We start from the raw sequence: 21,258 nt of genomic DNA on the forward strand, positions 1-21,258 counted from the left end.
AAATTTGGGCAGGTGGAGTTTTGCACTGCATTCTTCTAAGAATAAAATAACTATTATAAAACAGTCACAAAGTAATTTTAGATTACTTTAATGAATTATTGTAAACAAAAAAATACTGTTTTATTAATCAGTGCGTTAAATCATTTTTTAATCAACTAAATTATATGAAAAGAAATAAAATATACTTAAACCTAATTACTGCATTGGTATTAACATCATGTGCTACTAAACATTATCAAAATACAGATGATGGTATAATTATAAATATAAGCCATCCTAAGGACGCTACATTAAGTAAATTACGCTTGCAAGTTTTGGGGAATAATTTGATACATGTGTCTGCAACACCAGATGAAGTATTTCCAAAAGATTCCAGTTTAATTATCGTACCTAATATAGGGACTGTTCCGTTTAAGGTTACCAAAGTAAGGGATTCTATCAAATTAGCTACTGAAACTTTAAATGTTGTGATTTCCTCAAAAGATGGAGGTATTAAGTTTAAAGATAAAACCGGAAAACTTATTTTGTCTGAAAGTTCTGGCGGAGGCAAGACATTTAATCCGGTAGAAGTCGAAGGAACCAAGGGGTATACAATTCGTCAGATTTTTGAATCACCAAAAGATGAGGCCTTTTATGGTTTAGGACAACATCAGTCAGATGAGTTTAATTACAAAGATAAAAGCGAAGAATTATTTCAATATAACACTAAAGTTTCTGTACCATTTATTGTTTCAAATAAAAACTACGGGCTTTTATGGGATAGTTATTCATTAAGCCGTTTTGGTGACAGCCGTCCTTATGAACAGTTAAATGCTGTTTTTAAATTATACGATAAAAATGGTGAACCGGATAATTTAACAGGCACCTATATTACGCCGGATAATGGAAAAATAGAACTAGTTCGTAAAGAAGCATCTATTTTCTTTGAAGACATCAAAAGTTTTAAAAACTTACCGGCAAATTTTCCTTTAAAAAATGCTAATGTTACTTATGAAGGCGATATCGAAGCGCCACAGAATGGGGAATATAAGTTTACTTTATATTATTCAGGGTATGTCAAAGTGTATTTAAATAATCAGTTAGTAGTTCCAGAGCGCTGGAGAACTGCCTGGAATCCTAATAGCTACAAGTTTTCAATGTCGTTAGAAGCCGGTAAACGAGTTCCTTTAAAAATAGAATGGAAACCTAACGGGGGAACATCTTATTGCGGATTAAGAGTAAGAACTCCTCAACTCATTGAAGAGAAAAGCAATCAGGTATGGTGGAGCGAAATGAATAAAAAATTAGACTATTATTTTATTCATGGAAATTCTATGGATGAGATAGTTAAAGGATATCGTAGCCTGACAGGAAAAGCTCAAATTATGCCAAAATGGGCAATGGGTTATTGGCAAAGCCGCGAGCGTTACAAAACAGAAGCCGAGATTCTAAGCAATTTTAAAGAATTTAGAGAACGTAAGATCCCTATAGATAATATTGTACTGGATTGGAATTATTGGGAAGAGGATTCCTGGGGAAGTCATAAATTTGATCCAAAACGTTTTCCTGATCCAAAGGCGATGGTAGATTCTATCCACGCGATGAATGGTAAAATGATGATTTCGGTATGGCCTAAGTTTTATAAAACAACGGAACATTTTAAAGAATTTGATCAAAAAGGATGGATGTACCAACAGGCCATTAAAGATAATGTTCGGGACTGGGTTGGTCCGGGTTATGTAGGTTCTTTTTATGATGCTTATTCGGGTGGTGCAAGAAAATTATTCTGGAAACAAATTTATGAAAATTTATATCCAACAGGAGTTGATGCCTGGTGGATGGATGCCAGTGAACCAAATGTATTGGATTGTACAGATATGGATTATCGCAAATCCTTGCAAGGCCCAACAGCCTTAGGGTCAGCGACAGAATACTTTAATACTTATGCTTTGATGAATGCCGAAGCCATTTATGATGGGCAGCGTAGTGTAGAGCCAAATAAACGTGTGTTTTTATTAACCAGATCAGGTTTTGCAGGATTACAACGCTATTCGACAGCAACGTGGAGTGGTGACATTGCAACACGCTGGGAAGATTTAAAAGCACAAATTTCAGCAGGTTTAAACTTTGCAATTAGCGGTATTCCATATTGGACTATGGATATTGGCGGATTTTGTGTTGAGGATCGTTATGTAAATGCACAAATGGAATTCGACAAAAACGGAAAAGAAAATGCAGACAATAAAGAATGGAGAGAATTAAATACACGTTGGCATCAATTTGGTGTCTTTGCACCATTATACAGATCACATGGACAATTTCCTTATCGTGAACCGTGGAATATAGCTCCTAAAGGACATCCGGCTTACGAGTCCATTTTGTTTTATGATAATTTGCGTTATAGATTAATGCCTTACATCTATACTATGGCCGGAATGACCCATTTTGACGATTATACCATTATGCGTCCTCTGGTTATGGATTTTTCAAGCGATAAAAATGTTGTCAATACTAATGATCAATTTATGTTTGGTCAAAATTTCATGGTATGTCCGGTTTATAAGTATGGCGCTCGTAAAAGAGAGGTTTACTTTCCTGCAGGAACTAATTGGTATGATTTTAACACTGGAGATTATATCAAAGGAGGACAAACTTTATCTGTAGATGCACAATACGGCCGTATTCCTTTATTTATTCCTGAAGGAGCAATTATTTCTGTTGGACCGGAAATACAATATACCGATGAAAAACCAGCAGATACTATTGTTCTTTATGTCTATAAAGGAAAAAATGGAAGTTTTAATTTATATGAAGATGAAGGAGCAAATTATAATTATGAAAAAGGATTTCATTCCAGCATTCCATTTAGTTACAATGAAGCAAATGGCATTTTAACTATTGGTGAGCGAAAAGGCGAATTTAAAGGAATGTTGAAAAACAGAAAGTTTGTTATTGTTCCTGTGAGTAAAGAAAATCGTAAAGCATTTGTGTATGATGCTCCAGGGCAGGTAGTCAACTATGACGGACATTTACAATCTATTAAATTAAAATAACCAGTAAACAAACCGAAATATTTATAATGTCCAAATGGGTGAGCGTACACTACATGAAATTTATTTACCAGCTTTTGAATAAGCTGTAAAAGAAGGATATGCTTATAGTTAAAGACAAAATATAATAATATCAAACTAACAAACAACCTATAAAATGAAAAAACTCTTTTTGCTAACCTGTATTGCTGTAATTTTTCAAAATGTTAATTCGCAAAATAAGGTTACGGAGATAACAATTGAGAAAACAGAAAATAAAACTATCATTAATAAACATATTTATGGTCATTTTGCAGAACATTTAGGAAAATGTATTTACGGAGGCCTGTATGTTGGAGAAGACAGTAATATTTCGAATACAAAAGGTGTTCGTAACGATCTAATTAAAGCATTGAAAGAGTTAAAAGTACCTAATCTTCGTTGGCCCGGAGGATGTTTTGCCGATACTTATCATTGGAAAGATGGAATTGGTCCTAAAAAAGACAGACCAAGTATTGTGAATCGCTGGTGGGGAGGAACTGTTGAAGATAATAGTTTTGGGACTAATGAATTTTTGGATATGTGTGAAGCTATTGGAGCAGAACCTTATTTAGCAGGAAATGTGGGGAGCGGATCTCCTCGTGAATTAGACGAATGGGTTCAGTATGTAAATTATGAATCAGGTTCTCCAATGGCTGATTTAAGAAAGAAAAATGGCAGAGAGAAGCCCTGGAAAGTGACTCTTTGGGGAGTTGGAAATGAAATGTGGGGATGTGGAGGAAATATGACTGCAGAATTCTATGCAAATTTATACAGGCAGTATGCTACTTTTATCCCGGATGGAAAAGGGGATAAAAAATTATTCAGGATAGCTTCGGGTGCCAATGGTGATGATTATCATTGGACAGAAGTTTTAATGCGTGATATTCCCAAAGGACTTATAGAAGCTGTGGCTTTACATTGGTACTCAGTTTCAAATTGGGAAAAGAAAGGATCATCTGTAAAATTTGATGAAAATCAGTATTTTGAAACCATGAATGCAGCTGTTAAAATGGAAGAGTTAGTTCAAAAGCATTCTGCAATCATGGATAAATACGATCCGGAGAAGAAAATTGCCTTGATAGTAGACGAGTGGGGCGGATGGTATGATACCGAAGAAGGTGCAAGTGTTTTATACCAGCAAAACACAATGAGAGATGCTATGATTGCAGGTGTAACATTAAATACATTTAACAATCATGCAGATAGGGTAAAAGGCGCAAATTTGGCTCAGATAGTTAATGTTTTGCAAGCCGTAATTTTGACTGATAAAGAAAAAATGGTACTTACGCCTACTTATCACGTCATGAAAATGTATAATGTACATCAGGATGCTGTTCTGATTCCTTTAAAAATAGAATCTCCGAAATATATTTTTGATAATAAAGAGTTACCGGCGGTTTCTGTTTCGGCTTCAAAAGATAAAGCTGGTTTAACGCATATTTCACTTGTAAATATTGATTTAAAGAAAGAAAATAAAATTAAAATTAATTTGAAAGAGCTGGGAATAAAAAGTATAAAAGGAGAAGTTCTGTCCTCTTTGAAAGTCCAGGATTATAATAGTTTTGAGAATCCAAACAAGATAACTCCGGTTACTTATACTAAATTTTCAATAAAAAAGGATATTTTAGAAGTTACAATCCCACCTTTTTCTGTGGTGGTTTTAGAAGGGAAGTAAAAATACAAAGTATTGAATAAATTGCAATTATGGTATCACCATACTTTTACAATGAAATGGAGTATAGCGATACCATAATTAATTAAAAGTGGTTAAAGATGGACCAAAACATTTATTATATTTGAATTTTAGGAACAGCAAAAAGAGGGATAAATAAATTTATACTAAATAATTATCTTTCTGAATCCTGAAGATTTACTCATCATTTTAAAATGAAAAAAAATACCAGAGAGCTCTACATTTCTATTTGCGTATTATTTTGGATCTTTTCTTTCCAAAGTATTACCGGACAATCTTCTTATGTTTTTCATCATTTAGAAACTACAGAGGGCCTTTCAAATAATAATGTCAAAGCATTTCTAAGGGATAGTTATGGTTTTCTTTGGATCGGTACGGAGTCTGGATTAAATAGATATGACGGATATGGATTTAAGGTCTATAAAATGCATTCCGGGCTACCTAATGCCTTGTCGTCAAATGATATACTTGAATTACAGGAAGATGGTCTCGGTAATATCTGGATAGACTTTGGATATTCTTATATGGTTTATAAAAGAGACAAAGATTCTTTTTCAGATCCAAAATTATTGTTGCTTAATCTGGGTATAGAACCAGATTTTAATCCTAAGGTTTTTATAGATAAAAATCGTAATCTCTGGGTAATCAACAAAAAGAAAATATTTTTTCACGATTTCAGCAAAAAGAAAACCTCTGTATTCCAATTAAAAACTGCTTTAAAAGATGAATTTTCCATTACTGATAGTGGTGAATTTCTTTACGCAATTCAGTATAATTCAGGGGTGTGCTGGAAGCTGAATAAAAGTTCTGGAGTTTTGACGTTCATAGAATTACCTGACTATATTAAACAAAATGGTATTAATGCTAATGTTGTTAATATTATTTATGTAGATGGAAATAATGGTTTGTGGATTTGTTCAGATAAAAGTGAACAGGTTTTTTACAAAAAGAATTCAACTGAAGAGTGGAAAAAATTCGAATTGACTTCGGGATTAAAAACGCAGGCCAATCATATAACCAGTATTATCGAAAATCAACCGGGACAGATCTGGATAGGAACGGACCACAAAGGATTGTTTATCTATGACAAGGGAAAAGATGGGTTTGAAAATCTCGTATCTGATCCATGGGTCGAGACCGGCCTGTCATCGAATAGTGTGAAGTGTCTTTACAAAGACAACAACGAGACTATCTGGGTGGGATATAATAAAAAGGGATTATCCTATTATCACGAAAGTTTTCGAAATTTTATCAATTTCAAGCACCCACAATGTTCTGATATTATGTCTATAATGGAAGATCATCAGGGAAATATCTGGCTGGGAACCGATGGAAACGGATTGTATATAAAAGATAAAAAAACGGAGGCGGTAAGGAAACTCCCTGTTCCTGATATTGCCATAATATCTATACTGGAAGACAGGAAGAATCGTGTTTGGATTGGTACCTATCAAAAAGGGCTTTTTTGTTATGAAAATGGCAAAATGATTCAGTATACCACAAAGAACAGCAAATTAAGCAGTAATAGTATTTGGAACTTAAAAGAAGACCGCTACGGAAATGTATGGATAGGAGCGTTGGGTGGAAAAATTCAGATATTACCAACAGATTCGGATAGTTTTAATTCTGTACTTACCCCATTTGATGATATTGTCTATGCGCTGGATATGTTTTATGATGGTGGTGATACAATGTATTTTGGTACTGTAAATGGTTTATTAGTAATTGATATTACCAATTACAAAAAGATTTCATATCATGGCAATAAGAGAGGAAATCAAGCTTTCCCCCAGGATCAAATTTCAAATGTCTATAAAGATAAACGCGGTCTGTTATGGTTAGGTAATAATGATGGACTGATTATCTGGAATCAAAAAAAGGATACGCTGCATTTTTTTAACAAAGAGAACGGCTTATGCGATAACTTAATAAAAGGCATAACAGAAGATAATTTCAATAATATCTGGGTAACAACAAGCAACGGGCTTTCTATCATTACAGTCAGGCTGGCATCAAACAGAGAATTTACTTTTTCAAGTAAAAATTACTCCGTCAAAGATGGCCTTATGAATAATTTTTTTAACGATCGCGCTTTTTGCAAATTACAAAATAATGATATTGTCCTTGGTAATGTAGAAGGATATACAGTTTTGAACCCGAATAAAATGTATGAAAAAGACCCGTCTACATCAAAAGTTATATTTACTGAATTGACAGTTGGTAACAATATAATTCAGGTCGACTCCTATTATGATGGCTGCAAGCTGCTTGACCACTCAATGCAATTAACTTCGGAGTTAAATTTCAGGCATGATGATAAACTTATTTCCTTACAGTTTACAACAGGAAATTTATTGAATGCAGATAAGGTAAAATATGTTTATCAGATAGAAGGCTTTAATACACAATGGCTGCCAACTCAAAAAAATAAAATAGTAATATCTTCACTTCCAACGGGTAATTACAGACTTTTAATAAAAGCACGTAATGGTGATGGCGTCTGGAGCAATATCCCTACAGAATTATCTATTAATGTAATGCCTCCTTTTTATTTTTCAATTTGGGCTTTTATTATATATGCCATTTTGATTATTGGAGCGCTAATATTTTTTGTTCGTAAAACAAAAGAAAAACATCAAATAAAACTGGAACAGCATCGTGTGCAAATGGATCATGAGAAAGAAATGCATATTAATGAAATCAAGTTAAGGTTTTTTACCAATATTAGTCATGATTTGCGCACTCCGCTTACCCTTATTATTACTCCTTTGCAGATTTTATTGAATGATGCAACGAGCGAAAGTATGAGAAAAAAATTAAGTGTTATGTATAAAAATGCACAACAGCTTATGACATTAATAAACTCATTGCTTGATTTTCATAAACTGGACGTTGGAGTAGAGAGACTGAATTTAAAATCGGGTGATTTTGTTCCTTTTATTAATGAAGTTTACCTTTTATTTTGTGTTTATGCAGAGGAACGTAATATTAATTTGCTGCTATTAAGTGATATTGAGAGTTTAGAAATGTCCTTTGATCGCGATAAGATTCAGAAAATATTTTCAAATTTACTTTCAAATGCATTCAAATATACTTTAGACGGAGGTACCATAAAGATCCATGTAAAGAAAGTTGGAAATAATGTTTCTGTTAGTGTTTCTGACACTGGTCGTGGTATTAGTAATATAGAAAAAGAACATATTTTTGAACGCTTTTATCAGGCTCAGCAAGAACAGGAGAAGACTGGAACGGGCTTAGGATTACATATTGTGGCTGAATATATCAATCTTCATGGAGGAACAGTAAGTGTTACAGATAATGTTCCTCAGGGTAGTATTTTTACCTTCCAGATTCCAATCAGAATGCCTGATTTAAATATGGACGAAGAATATTTATCAGAAAATATTCCGGAAGAATTTCCTGTTGAGCAGGAAGAAGAAGCTTATGGAGTTACAAATAAAAAGATATTATTATTTGTAGACGACAACAATGATTTTTGCGAATTTATTAAAGATAATCTTGAGGATGTCTATACTGTAATAACGGCTAATAACGGAGAAGAAGCGTTGGAATTATTACAAAAGTTTAATGTAACCATTATCGTCAGCGATGTAATGATGCCTGTAATGAATGGAATAGAACTTTGTAAAAAGATAAAAACAAATATCCATTGGTCTCATATTCCCGTAATTCTATTGACGGCACGTACTACTGAAGAACATATAGTAGAAGGTTTGGAACTTGGTGCAGATGATTATATAACCAAACCTTTTAATTTTAATTTGCTAAAACTACGTATTCAAAAATTTGTAGAATGGACAGAGAGAAGTCATGCCTCGTTTAGTCAAAAGTTAGATGTTTCTCCTTCAGAAATTACAATTACTTCATTGGATGAAGCGCTAATTGCAAAAGCTATTAAAATTGTAGAAGAACATATAAGTGATTTTGAGTTTTCTGTTGAATCCCTTAGTGTGGCTTTAGGTCTAAGCCGTGGTCATTTATACAAAAAGTTAGTTGCCATTACCGGTAAAGGCCCAATAGAATTTATTCGAACTATACGATTGAAACGCGGACGTCAGCTTCTTGAAAAAAGCCAAATGCAAATTGCAGAAATAGCATACGAAGTAGGATTTAATTCGCCCAAAAGATTCGCTAAATACTTTAAGGAAGAATTTGGTTTTTTACCTTCGGAATATCTACGCATTTATAAACAACAGTAATAATAATGATGTTGAGAGGAGTTATTAAATAACTAATCTAAAAAGTAATACAGGATTAAATAACAAGTACAAGTACAATTTTAGAGAGTAGTAAGCTTAGGTTTACTATTTTTTTTTTGATATTACTTATGTTTTTAATCTGGTCAATGAATTATACTAAATCTTAATTATTATAATTCATAAAAGATTGATTTATAAATGTATTTGATAGTAGGTTTTTCATTTAATACAATTGATGCACTCTTGCGATACAAAGGGAAACGTTGTATGGTATTGTTTTCTTGTTATTTTGTTTACTACTAAACCATTTATAAACTATTGACCCATTTTTAAACCATGAGAAAAAACTACTCGTTGCTTTTGGCTGTTTATCTGGTAAAGCTGTTAGCAAAATCAAGTAAGTTCTATTCTCTATTATTCTTTTATTCCATGAAAAAAAAAATCAGGCTCATTTTCGCCTTTCTTGTTTTGCTTGTTCATACCGTTGCCATGGGGCAAGCCCAAAATCCAATAATTTTTGCTGATGTGCCTGATATGTCTATGATCAGGGTTGGTAAAAATTATTATATGAGCAGTACAACAATGCACATGAATCCGGGTGTGCCCATTATGAAATCGACTGATCTTGTCAATTGGAAAATCATCAACTATGCTTATGATACTTTGGCAGACTTGCCGGCGCTAAATTTGACAGAAGGAAAAAACATCTATAGCAGAGGTTCTTGGGCAAGTAGTTTGCGTTACCACAATGGTATGTATTATGTAACCACCTTTGCACATGACATACCAGGTGAAACCTATATTTTTAAAACAAAAGATATAGAAAAAGGAAACAGGGAAAGAGTTTCTTTTAAACCATCCCTCCATGACCATTCTTTGTTTTTTGATGATGATGGCAAGGTATATTTAATTTATGGCGCAGACAGACTTAAAATTGTTGAATTAAATGAGGATCTGACAGGAGTTAAACAAGACGTTCCGGAGCGAGTGCTCATCGAGAACGCCAGTGCGCCAACAGGGAAAGAAGTAGGTCTTGGAGCTGAAGGATCTCAATTATTTAAAGTAAAAGGGAAATATTATCTATTTAATATTTGCGCGCCACGCCGTGAAATGCGAACTGTAATTATACATAGGGCAGATAATATCAACGGTCCCTGGGAAGGAAAAGTAGGCTTACAGGATAGAGGAATTGCTCAGGGCGGACTCATAGACACTCCCGATGGACGTTGGTTCTCTTATCTTTTCCGCGATTATGCTGCTGTTGGCCGCGTTCCTTATCTCGTTCCTGTTAAGTGGGAAGACGGCTGGCCTGTATTAGGAGATAACGGAAAAGTGCCGGAAACATTAGACCTGCCAGCCAGTAAAGGTTTGATTCCAGGTTTGGTAGCTTCTGATGAATTCAACCGTAAAAAAGGACAGGCGGCACTGCCTTTAGTGTGGCAATGGAATCATAATCCGGATAATGCGCTTTGGTCTGTAACGGAAAGAAAAGGATTCCTGCGCCTCAAAACAGGAAGAATCGACACTGATTTTCTTCAGGCCAGAAACACACTTACACAACGAACTATTGGTCCAACCAGCTCAGCTTCTGTTGCTCTGGATGTTTCGAAAATGAAAGATGGCGATTTTGCCGGATTATCAGCTTTCCAAAAAGAGTATGGATCAGTGGGGGTTAAAATTGACGCGGGTCAAAAGTCGATAGTAATGATCACTACTGATAATGATAAGCCTCTCGAAGTAGAGCGAATTCCATTGGATCAAGATCAAATTTACTTCAGAATCAATTGCGATTTTACCGGAATGAACGATGCGGCTAATAGCCTTTACGATCTTAATGGGAAAGATGAAGCGACTTTCTTTTACAGTCTTGATGGAAAAGTTTGGAAACCGATAGGTCGACCTTTAAAGATGAAATATAGCATTCCGCATTTTATGGGGTATCGTTTTAGCTTGTTTAATTACGCCACAAAAGAAATAGGCGGTTATGCTGATTTTGATTGGTTTAGAATTAAATACTAAGATAAATTATAAATAATTATCCAACCGAACTCCGTATTTGTATTAACTAAATAACTAAAATGAAACATATCTATAAACTTATAACAACACTAATAGCGCTCTTAAATTGTTCGATTGGTGAAGCACAAAATCCTATTGTGCAGACCAATTATACGGCAGATCCGGCACCAATGGTATATAACGGCACAGTGTATCTGTATACAAGCCATGATGAAGACGATGCCAACGCCGATGGCAAGGGTTTTAAAATGCTCAATTGGTCACTTTATACCTCAACCGACATGGTCAATTGGACAGACCATGGTATAGTTGCTTCTCTAAAAGATTTTAGTTGGGCAAAGCAGGATAATGGTGCCTGGGCTGTGCAGTGTATTGAACGAAATGGTAAATTTTATTTATACTGTCCCGTGCATGGCGGAGGCATAGGAGTTTTGGTTTCAGATAGTCCTTACGGTCCATTTAAAGATCCTATTGGCAAGAAACTTATCGATTCCGATCATATATGGAATGATATCGATCCTACTCCTTTTGTAGATAAAGATGGTCAGGCGTATTTGTTTTGGGGAAATCCCGGCTTGTATTACGTAAAACTCAATAAGAACATGACATCCTATTCGGGCGAAGTGAAACAAATACCCAATACTATAGAATCTTTTGGTAAACGCGAAGGAGAAAAAAATGATGAAAGACCTACTACTTATGAGGAAGGGCCTTGGCTGTATAAACGAAATAGTCTGTATTATTTATTTTTTGCCGCAGGACCAATATCGGAACATATTGGTTATTCAACCAGTAAAAGTATAACTGGACCCTGGAAATATCAGGGTGTTGTCATGCCTGTACAAGGAAGTTCTTTTACCAATCATCCCGGCATAATTGATTTTAAAGGAAAAAGCTATTTTTTCTATCACAATGCGGCATTGCCCGCAGGTGGTGGTTTTACCCGTTCAGTTTGTGTAGAAGAAGCCAGGTTTAATAAAGATGGTTCGATCGTGCAAATGAATATGACAGAAGGTATCAAACAGAGTTTAAGTCCATTGAATCCTTATGTGAAAACTCAAGCTGAAACTATTGCCTGGTCTGAAGGAGTGAAGTCAATGAATGATAAAGAAGTTGGCAATTTTATTACGGCAAAATACAATGACGCTTTTACCAAAGTAAGAGAGGTGGATTTCGGTAAAAAAGGAGCTTCGAAATTCACGGCGAGAATTGGCAGCACTCACAACAGAAATGTTTTTATAGAGATACGATTGGACACTAAAGATGGTGAATTACTTGGAACAGTAAATGCACCAATGACAGGAGACAATGACAAATGGACATTGCGAACAATTGATGTTAAGAAAGTTTCAGGAATTCACGATTTGTATTTTGTTTTTAAAGGAAAATCCAAGACCGATATACTGTACTTTGATTATTGGAAATTCTTAAAATAAATTTTAACAAAAGCAATCTGTTATCTAAAAAAAAATTGCTGCCACACGATCCTTTCGTGTGGCTTGCTTGTTTACACCAGTAGTTAAAACCTTTTGACAAACTAAATGTCAATTTAAAAATCTTTTTTCTATTGTTGAAGTATTAAAAGATTTTTAGCTTCATTTCATTTTTTGAATCATTGTTTTTTATAAATCAATTTTCAGTTTTAAAAGTTTAAAGAAACTTTCAGTAATTGTTTTGTCAACAAATTCCATTCTATTGTATCGTTGGTTTCAGAAATAAAACAGTGTTAACTATTGGTACGGCTCCAGCTAATCTGATAGCAAAAAAGGATACCACTTATTTGTAATAATCTATAGTTCTTTTAATTGTTCTTTCCTCAAAAAAATAATGATGTTGCGTTCAATCCAAAGAATCATCATCTGCAAACTTAATGTTAAAAATGGGTTTTTACCTGCATTCATTATAAAAAAACATCACTTATTGAAATGATAATTTATTATGATATTAAATATGAAAATAAAATAAATAAAGTCATTTTTTTATTACAAGTACAATAATTGCAACAATTGATACCGCTTTTTGATACAAAATGAACCGTCGGTTAGGATTGTATTATTGTTAATTTGTTCCCAATAGATCGATAATGTTTCAAATGAAATAATGATGAGATTATTTCTGCCCAATACATTTTTTATGTAAAAATAACCGCTTAACTAACTAATCAAAACCAATTAATTATGAATGAAAAACATGTAATTCAACGCTTTGTAAAAGCAAAGAAACTCTTTAAAAAATATGCATTACCGGTTCTCTTTTTTTCTTTTAGCCTGGCATCAGCTCAAAATTCTAATGTAAAAATTACAGGTACTGTATTAGATGAGGTAGAAAGTAAACCACTTTTTGGTGTCAACATTAATCTCAAAGGAGCTAAAACTGGTGTATCTACCGATTTGGACGGATCATTTTCTATTGACGCTAAAATCGGAGAAACACTCGCTGTAAGTTATCTTGGTTATGTAAGCCGGGAAGTAAAGATTACCGGCAGTCAATTAAAGATAAGTCTTAAAGAAGATCGAAAAGCACTCGATGAGGTAGTCGTAATTGGTTACGGTAAGTCAAAAAGGAAAGATTTAACCGGGGCAATATCTTCGATATCAGGAGAAGACCTTATGAAAACACGTCCTACAACAATTGACCAGGCTTTGCAGGGTAAAGTTGCCGGGGTAGTAGTGCAGCAGACTTCCGGTCAACCGGGTGGAGGAGTTAATATACAGATACGAGGTTTGTCTTCTTTTGGTGGCAGCTCTCCGTTATATGTAATTGATGGTGTTATAATTGGCCAAAGTTATGGTGGAGCTAATGGTACAAACCCCTTATCCACAATTAACCCTTCGGATATTCAATCTATAGATGTACTAAAAGATGCATCAGCAACAGCAATTTATGGTTCACAAGCCACTAACGGTGTAATTGTTATTACGACTAAGAGAGGTAAAGAAGGAGCGCCAAAAATCACTTATGAATTTTCGACCGGATATCAGGAGCTGATCAAGCAATATCCAACTATGAATTTAAGAGAATATGGTAAGTTTATTAACGACAGGTCTGCTGTTTGGGGTTTTGATAAAAGACCGGAATTTGCTAATTCACAGTATTTAGGCGAGGGTACAAACTGGCAAAAAGAATTATTTAGAAAGGCCCCCGTAGTAAGCCATATGCTAACTTTAAGTGGTGGTAATGACAAAACGCAGTATTTATTGTCCGGATCCTATTTTAACCAGGAAGGTATAGCACTTGGATCGGAGTTTACAAGAGGTTCGGTACGATTAAATTTAGACAACAAAACTACTGACTGGTTAAAAATAGGGACGAGTTTACAGTTAACTCATATTAATGAGAATGTAAATTCAACAGGTTCAAATGTTATTGCAGAGGCATTAAGTCAGACGCCAGATATCCCTGTAAGAAATCCTGATGGTAGTTTTGCTGGCGAACAAAGCAGTGAAGGATGGATTAGTAAACGTGTAAATCCTTATGCTCTTGCACTTACTAATGTAAATACTCCTAAAAGAAATCAGATGTTTGGTAATTTTTATGCAGATATAGCATTTACAAAGGATTTATCATTTAGAAATGAAGTGTCGGGGAATTTTTCGTTTAGGACAGAAGACCGATTTAATCCTACTTACAAGTTTGGGTTAGCTGAGAGATTAGTAAATGATGCCTTTTATTCTTATAGTCAAGACTATTTTACCACTTTTAGAAGTTTTTTAACGTATGCTAAAGTATTTAAAAGCAAATATAATGTTAACATACTGGCAGGACATGAGGCACAGTTGTCCCAGTTTGAAAATGTTTCTGCAGCAAGAAAAAATTTCATTTCAAACAGTGTTACTAATATAGGTAGCGGAGATCCGGCAACAGCAACCAATGATGGAGCCAGAGGAGAGAATGCACAAGAATCTTTTTTTGGGCGTATCAATTTTATTTATGATGATAAATATTTGTTTACCGTAAATGCACGTGCAGATGGTTCTTCAAGATTTGCACCGGAGAATCGCTGGGTAACCACTTATTCAGGAGCATTTGCATGGAAATTAAATAACGAGAAATTTTTAAAAGACTCAAAAATTGTTAATGAATTAAAGTTAAGGACAGGTTATGGCTTGACCAATAATCAAAATGTTAGAGATAATGCTTATATCACGACATTAAAGACAACTTCAACGGCTTTGGCGGGTAATGCACAAATTATTAATAATCTAGGAAACCGTGAAGTTTCATGGGAAAAAACAGAATATGGTAATGTCGGAATCGATGTAGCACTTTTCGGCTGGAAACTTAATTTTTCTGCTGATGTTTATAATCGTCTGACAGATGGACTCTTGCTGCAACTTCCTTTGCCATTGTATTCCGGAACACTTGGTGGATCAGGAGTAATTAATCCTCCGTTTGTAAATGTTGGGGTTGTTCGAAACAGAGGGATAGACCTTCATTTGAGTTCCAGAAATATAATCGGAAAAGGAGATGAATTTACCTGGACTACCGATTTTACTTTATCACATAATAAAAATAAGGTTCTAAAATTAAATACAGACGGAGCTTCATTGCTTGGAAAATATAATAATGAAGTAGTTTCTGAAACACGGGTGGGTGGTTCTATTGGTGACTTTTATGGCTATAAAGTAGATGGGATATTTGCAACTGCTAAGGATTTTGAGACCCATGCTTTACCTACAGATACAAATGGGGCAGTTTTGCCAATTACGCCAAACCCTGGCGGGGTATGGTATGGAGACCTTAAATTTAAAGATTTAAATGGTGATGGCGTAATTACTGAAAAAGACAGAACCTATTTAGGCTCTCCTATTCCTGATTTTCAATTTGGCCTTGGTAACACCTTTACCTATAAAGGTTTTGACCTGAATATTTTCTTTAGTGCTAACCTTGGTAATGAAGTAGTAAATGGATTGAGGATTACCGGAGAAAATCCTTCGACACAATTTGGCTTCCTAAAATCATTAAATGATCATGCTAATTTGGCTTTAATTGATCCAAATGGGTCAGCTTCAGATGTCAATAACGTATATGTTACCAATCCAAACACTACAATTGTGGGGCTTAAAAATAACGATAGTAACAGAAATCATCGTTTCTCTGACAAGTACGTCGAAAACGGATCTTTCCTCAGATGTAAAAACATGACTATGGGGTACACGATGCCAAACGACTGGATACAAAAAATTCACCTAAGTTCCCTGCGCATATATGTTAATGTCAGTAATCCATTTGTTATTACAAATTACAAAGGAATGGATCCGGAAGTGGGTTCATGGAATCCGTTAGAGGCAGGAATTGATAATGGCTTTTATCCGCAAGCCCGAACATTTACTTTGGGAATTAATGTTGGATTAACTAAATAAAAATAAAACTTAATAAATAGATAGATATGAAGTCAATTTATAAAATAACAGTTTCAACCCTTTTGGGAGTACTGGTTTTGACTGGTTGTCAGGATGATTTTTTAGATCGCCCTACTCAGTCGGAAATAAGCACTGAAAATTTTTATCAGACAAAACAAGAAATCAGGTTAGCTACGGCGGCACTTTATAGCAGAGTATGGGCACAATGGAATAATATTGCATACCTTCCATTAGGAGATATATTAAGCGGAAACCTTGTTATACCTTGGCAGGGTGCAGATTTGGTACAGCTTAATACTTTCACTCTTTCAGGATCTAACCAACGTTTAACAGATGGCTGGACAGGGTTATATATTATAGTTGGACACTGTAATGGTACAATTAAGGGGATTAATGAAAATACGCCGGCAACAGTTGCTGCTGCAGATAAAAATGCCGGACTAGCTGAAGCAAGATTTATACGTGCCATGGCATACTATCATCTTGTAATGTTGTGGGGAGAAGTGCCTATTATTGAAGATAATACTAAGTTGATAAAATCACCTTTGATAAATAAAAATAGAACGGCAGATGTATACCGATTTATTACTGAAGATTTAACTTTTGCTGTAGAGAATCTTCCTGCAACTGAGGAGAAAGGCAGAGTTACCAGCTGGTCAGCAAAGGGAATGTTAAGTAAAGTGTATTTAACTATGGCTGGATTAGGACAGCTCGGAGGTACACGTAATCAGGAATATTTAAACAAGGCAAAACTGTACGCAAAGGATGTAATCGAAAACAGTGGTTTAGCCTTGCTTCCAAGTTATCCGGATCTTTTTAAAACACAATTCAATGATAATTCCGAGTCATTATTTGCACTGCAATGGTCTGTCACCAATGGCTGGATGGAAGGAAATCAATTATTGACATACTCGCCGAGTAAAGATATTAATCCTCAAAAGGATGGAGCATGGGGGGCTCCGTCACCAAGTTATGATTTGTATGTAGCGTATCCTAAGCAGGATTCGATAAGACGTAAAGCGACTTTTATGCTGACTGGAGACCACTATCCTGAATTAAACGCTGCTGGTGGTGGTTATACTGCCGAGGGACCAGGTATGAAAAAACATATTATTGGTAATGAGGCAGATAACAATGCACCCGCCATGACGTTTTTGGGTTCTATACAGCATAATTCATTATTAAGATTAGCAGATGTTTATTTAATATATGCTGAGGCTATACTTGGTAATAATGGATCTACAAGTGATGCCAATGCGTTATTGTATTTTAATAAGGTAAGAACAAGAGCAGGTGTTGATCCGGTAACAGTACTTAATACAGATGTTATCCTGAATGAAAGAAGGCTTGAATTTGCTTGCGAAGGACAATATTGGTTTGATCTGGTAAGACTTTCTTATTATAATCCTCAAAAAGCAGTTGGTCTTCTTAGTAGTCAGCAAAGAGTAACCTTTAAATATGATAGTGCTACGGAAGTAGCTACACCTGAAGATCCTATTGGCCCCATTTCTCCTGCTACCTTCGCGACTTTTACTTTACAGCTGCCTGCAGTAGAGGTGATTGCTAATCCTAAATTGAACGAACCATCAGTACCTTATTATGAATAGTGATAAAAAATTTATAAACATGAAAAAATTATTAATTAACCGTGTTACTCATTTGCTTTTTTTAAGCATGATGTTGATTATTATAATGTTATCATCTTGTAATAATGATGATGAATTAAATGGCATCCCTGTTATTACAGCAGTAAGGAATTATGCACCCGCTCCTAATGATACATTAGTAACAAGTATTGTCCCTGGGCAATGGATTGTAATTCACGGAAGTAATCTAAAAGAAGCCACTCAGATAAGCTTTAATGGTAGTCCTGCTGTTTTCGATGCTGCATTGTTTTCAGATCAAACAGCTGTTTTACAAATTCCTTCGTCATTGCCTTTTAATAATCTTGCTCCAGATGTTGTTAATACTATACAATATGTTACCAAAGGAGGTACAACTACTTTTAGATTTAATGTAAAAGCGCCGCCAGCTACCATCACAGGTAATTCGATGTCTGCTGGTACTATGGTAGGTGATTCGGTTTATGTTTATGGTACCAATTTATATTTGATAGAAAAATTAACTATAGCAGGTACGGATATTTCGCCACTTGCAAAAGCAGATGATGGTAGTTCTGTTGGATTTGTACTTCCAAAAATTGATGCGCCAATGCCTTGGGCCGGAGAGATTGTTGCTGCATCTGGTACCTATAAATTTAATGTTTTAATTGTTCCGGAAATTTTTGCTATTTCTAATGCAAATCCTTCACAAGGCGATTCGATACGTGTATATGGTAAAAATTTGAATGGTATTACAAACTTTAAATTTGGCGGTGCTGTTATTACTGATTTTAAGGAAGCTGTTGATGGCACGTCGGTCAAGTTTTTGGCTCCTGACATGAACTTCGCTAGTGGACCAGTGAGCATTATTAATTCTTATGGAACGGTTACCACTGCTTATAGTATAAATACTAAAAATGAGCTTTGGTTAGGTCTTTTAGCAAATTTTGAGTGGGGTGATTATTTTGGTTATGATTGGTCGGGAGATATTACCTTGGCTCAAAATGTAGCCGATTTTAATGGTTCGATGGGAACAAATAGAAGCCAGTATGTGTATTTTGATTCTCCTGCTTTAGATGCCGGTGCCAGTAAGTATGCCCCATTGGGTAATTCTAATACTGGTAATAAGTGGATACCTGTATCAAATCTTTCAGATCCTGTTGAAAACTGGGCTATTCAGTTTGAAATAAGTGTGGCTCGTCCATGGAATGGTGGCACTCTTTATTTTAAAACAGAATTTGCAGATGAAAGTTTTGTAGCGCGTTATGAACCATGGAAAATCCCTGGTTCTAATAAAACTCTTGCTGTTAAAACAGAGGGTTGGCAAACCGTAACTATTCCCTTATCTGAATTCAGATCAAAAAAGGTCGCATTAGGTGATGGTGATCCGGTTCCTAGTTTAATTAAATTACTAGGGCCTACTGGTGCGGGTAAATATAATATTACCCTTAAAAATTTCACCTCTTCAAGGACAGCAACAGGTTTTTATGGCGCTATTGACAATATTAGGGTTGTGAAAATCAAAATCAAATAATCAAAATCAAATAATCAAAATTTTTTAATTTAAATAACAAATTTGTAGTTTAAATTATAAAGTATTGACCTGTAGGTATTTGTGAATGTCAAGCTTTTCTGCAGGTCTTAAATAAAAATTTATTAATTCTAAAAAAGAACAAAAAATGAAATTTAAACATTTTTATAAAATTATACCCCTACTGATCATTATGGGACTTTCGGTCTCTTGTTCAAAAAATGAAGAAGAAGACCCACAATTAACGGTTTCCGCAAAAACGGTTTCTTTTGAGTCAGATGGTGGTACATCGGAAGAAATCACCATTGAAGCCAACAGTGCCTGGAGTGTTAGCAATTCGGCAGCATCCTGGCTACAATTAACCAAAACAAGCGGCAGTAGTGGGGCTACTGCAACAAAATTTACAGTGTTAAGTAATGAAACCGGATTTACCCGCTCTGTGGTACTAACTATTGAAGCAGCTAATGGTCAGGCGCGAAGAATTACGATTATACAAAAAGGGAGTTTATATCCAACCTATAATTTAACGCCTAAAGCTCCCGATGAAACAGGAATGAGTAGTACAGCGCTACAATTGGCGGCAAAAATGCGTATGGGTATGGGAATAAATATTGGTAATACCATGGAATCACCAAAAGAAGCGGAGTGGGTAAGTAGTAAAATTACCGAATCGTATGTGAAATTTTTAAAGCAAACAGGTTTCAATGCTGTACGGCTTCCTACTGGCTGGGTTTGGAGTCATTTAAGTGATCCTGATAAAATGAAAATCGACCCTGCATGGCTTAGTCGTGTGCACGAAGTGGTTAAATGGTGTGTAGATAATGATATGTATGTGATACTGAATGCTCATGGAGATGATGGCTGGCTGGAAAAAAGTGTCAATAAAGAAATGCAAGAGACCATTAATGCAAAGCAAAAGGCGATTTGGGAGCAGATTGCTACAAGCATGCGTGATTTTGATGAGCACCTTATATTTGCTGGCACAAATGAACCTGCAGTTGACAATGCCGAGCAGATGGCCATACTAAATACCTATCACGAAACATTCATCAAGGCAGTTCGCGCTACCGGAGGTAAAAATAGTTACCGAGTGCTGGTTGTGCAGGGGCCTTCAACTGACATTATTAAAACTTCTAATCTGATGACTACGCTTCCTAACGATGTGGTACCTAATCGCTTGATGCTTGAGGTGCATTTTTATGGGCCTTGGCATTTTAATTTACTAAAGGATGGAGAATATAATCCGGACACCAAAGCGAGTTACTACTGGGGTGCTGGGAACCATTCTACTATTGAGCCGGAACGCAACGCCCCTGATGGAGAAGAGGATGAGCTCAGCATAGAAATCGGAAAGATTAAAAAGTTTGTTGATGCAGGTATCCCCGTGATATTGGGGGAATATGGAACCTGGCGACGTACTGCCGACCTTGGCAGAGCTGTTCCTTTGGATACGGAGATGCACAACAGGTCTGTGGAGGCCTGGGCAACTTTTGTGACCAAAACAGCTAAAGCTAATGGTATGCTGCCATTCTGGTGGGAGATAGGTTTTAATTTAGACAGAGCTAATAATTCGATAAAGGACCAAGCTTTGATTAATGCCATTAAAGCAGGATATAATTAATAGTATAATGTCAATTATAGCATAGGGTTATTTTCTTTCCCCGAGAAAGGCAAATTATGCGCCAGCTCTGGGAAGGATTAACCTTTTTTTTACAGTATCTTAAAGAATAATTAATAAAAATTAACCCTTAACGATTATCCGTTTTTGGGCAAAATAAAAA

Annotated in this window: 9 protein-coding genes; all 9 read left to right on the plus strand. The window is 35.3% G+C overall.

Annotation, left to right across the window (positions count from 1 at the left end; all coding sequences use genetic code 11):
• Positions 1-164: 164 nt before the first annotated feature.
• The 9 genes from NLJ00_RS14665 to NLJ00_RS14705 all read left to right on the plus strand — a co-directional run bounded on the left by NLJ00_RS14665 (position 165) and on the right by NLJ00_RS14705 (position 21,098).
• A complete protein-coding gene (locus NLJ00_RS14665; RefSeq protein WP_256634310.1) occupies positions 165-3,032 on the plus strand; it encodes a TIM-barrel domain-containing protein in 2,868 nt (955 codons plus the stop codon).
• A gap of 154 nt (positions 3,033-3,186) precedes the next feature.
• Positions 3,187-4,725: an alpha-N-arabinofuranosidase gene (locus tag NLJ00_RS14670; RefSeq protein WP_256634311.1), complete on the plus strand. Its 1,539-nt coding sequence runs from the start codon at positions 3,187-3,189 to the stop codon at positions 4,723-4,725.
• Between the two features lie 212 nt (positions 4,726-4,937).
• Positions 4,938-8,963: a hybrid sensor histidine kinase/response regulator transcription factor gene (locus NLJ00_RS14675; protein WP_256634312.1), complete on the plus strand. Its 4,026-nt coding sequence runs from the start codon at positions 4,938-4,940 to the stop codon at positions 8,961-8,963.
• Positions 8,964-9,299: 336 nt separating this feature from the next.
• Positions 9,300-10,982, plus strand: a complete 1,683-nt coding sequence (locus NLJ00_RS14680; RefSeq protein WP_256634313.1) for a glycoside hydrolase family 43 protein — start codon at positions 9,300-9,302, stop codon at positions 10,980-10,982.
• 59 nt (positions 10,983-11,041) lie between these two features.
• A complete protein-coding gene (locus NLJ00_RS14685; protein WP_256634314.1) occupies positions 11,042-12,418 on the plus strand; it encodes a glycoside hydrolase family 43 protein in 1,377 nt (458 codons plus the stop codon).
• A gap of 741 nt (positions 12,419-13,159) precedes the next feature.
• Positions 13,160-16,345 (plus strand): SusC/RagA family TonB-linked outer membrane protein, encoded by a 3,186-nt coding sequence (locus NLJ00_RS14690; protein ID WP_256634315.1) that lies wholly within the window; start codon positions 13,160-13,162, stop codon positions 16,343-16,345.
• Between the two features lie 26 nt (positions 16,346-16,371).
• On the plus strand, positions 16,372-17,952 hold the full coding sequence (locus NLJ00_RS14695) for a RagB/SusD family nutrient uptake outer membrane protein (protein WP_256634316.1): 1,581 nt from the start codon (positions 16,372-16,374) through the stop codon (positions 17,950-17,952).
• A 19-nt stretch (positions 17,953-17,971) separates the two neighbouring features.
• Positions 17,972-19,480 carry a glycan-binding surface protein gene (locus NLJ00_RS14700; protein WP_256634317.1) on the plus strand — a complete coding sequence of 503 codons (1,509 nt, stop codon included), beginning with the start codon at positions 17,972-17,974 and terminating at the stop codon, positions 19,478-19,480.
• A gap of 145 nt (positions 19,481-19,625) precedes the next feature.
• Positions 19,626-21,098: a cellulase family glycosylhydrolase gene (locus NLJ00_RS14705; protein ID WP_256634318.1), complete on the plus strand. Its 1,473-nt coding sequence runs from the start codon at positions 19,626-19,628 to the stop codon at positions 21,096-21,098.
• The last annotated feature ends 160 nt before the right edge of the window (positions 21,099-21,258 follow it).

The sequence above is a fragment of the Flavobacterium panici genome (assembly GCF_024499525.1).
In the GTDB taxonomy this organism is placed as follows: domain Bacteria; phylum Bacteroidota; class Bacteroidia; order Flavobacteriales; family Flavobacteriaceae; genus Flavobacterium; species Flavobacterium panici.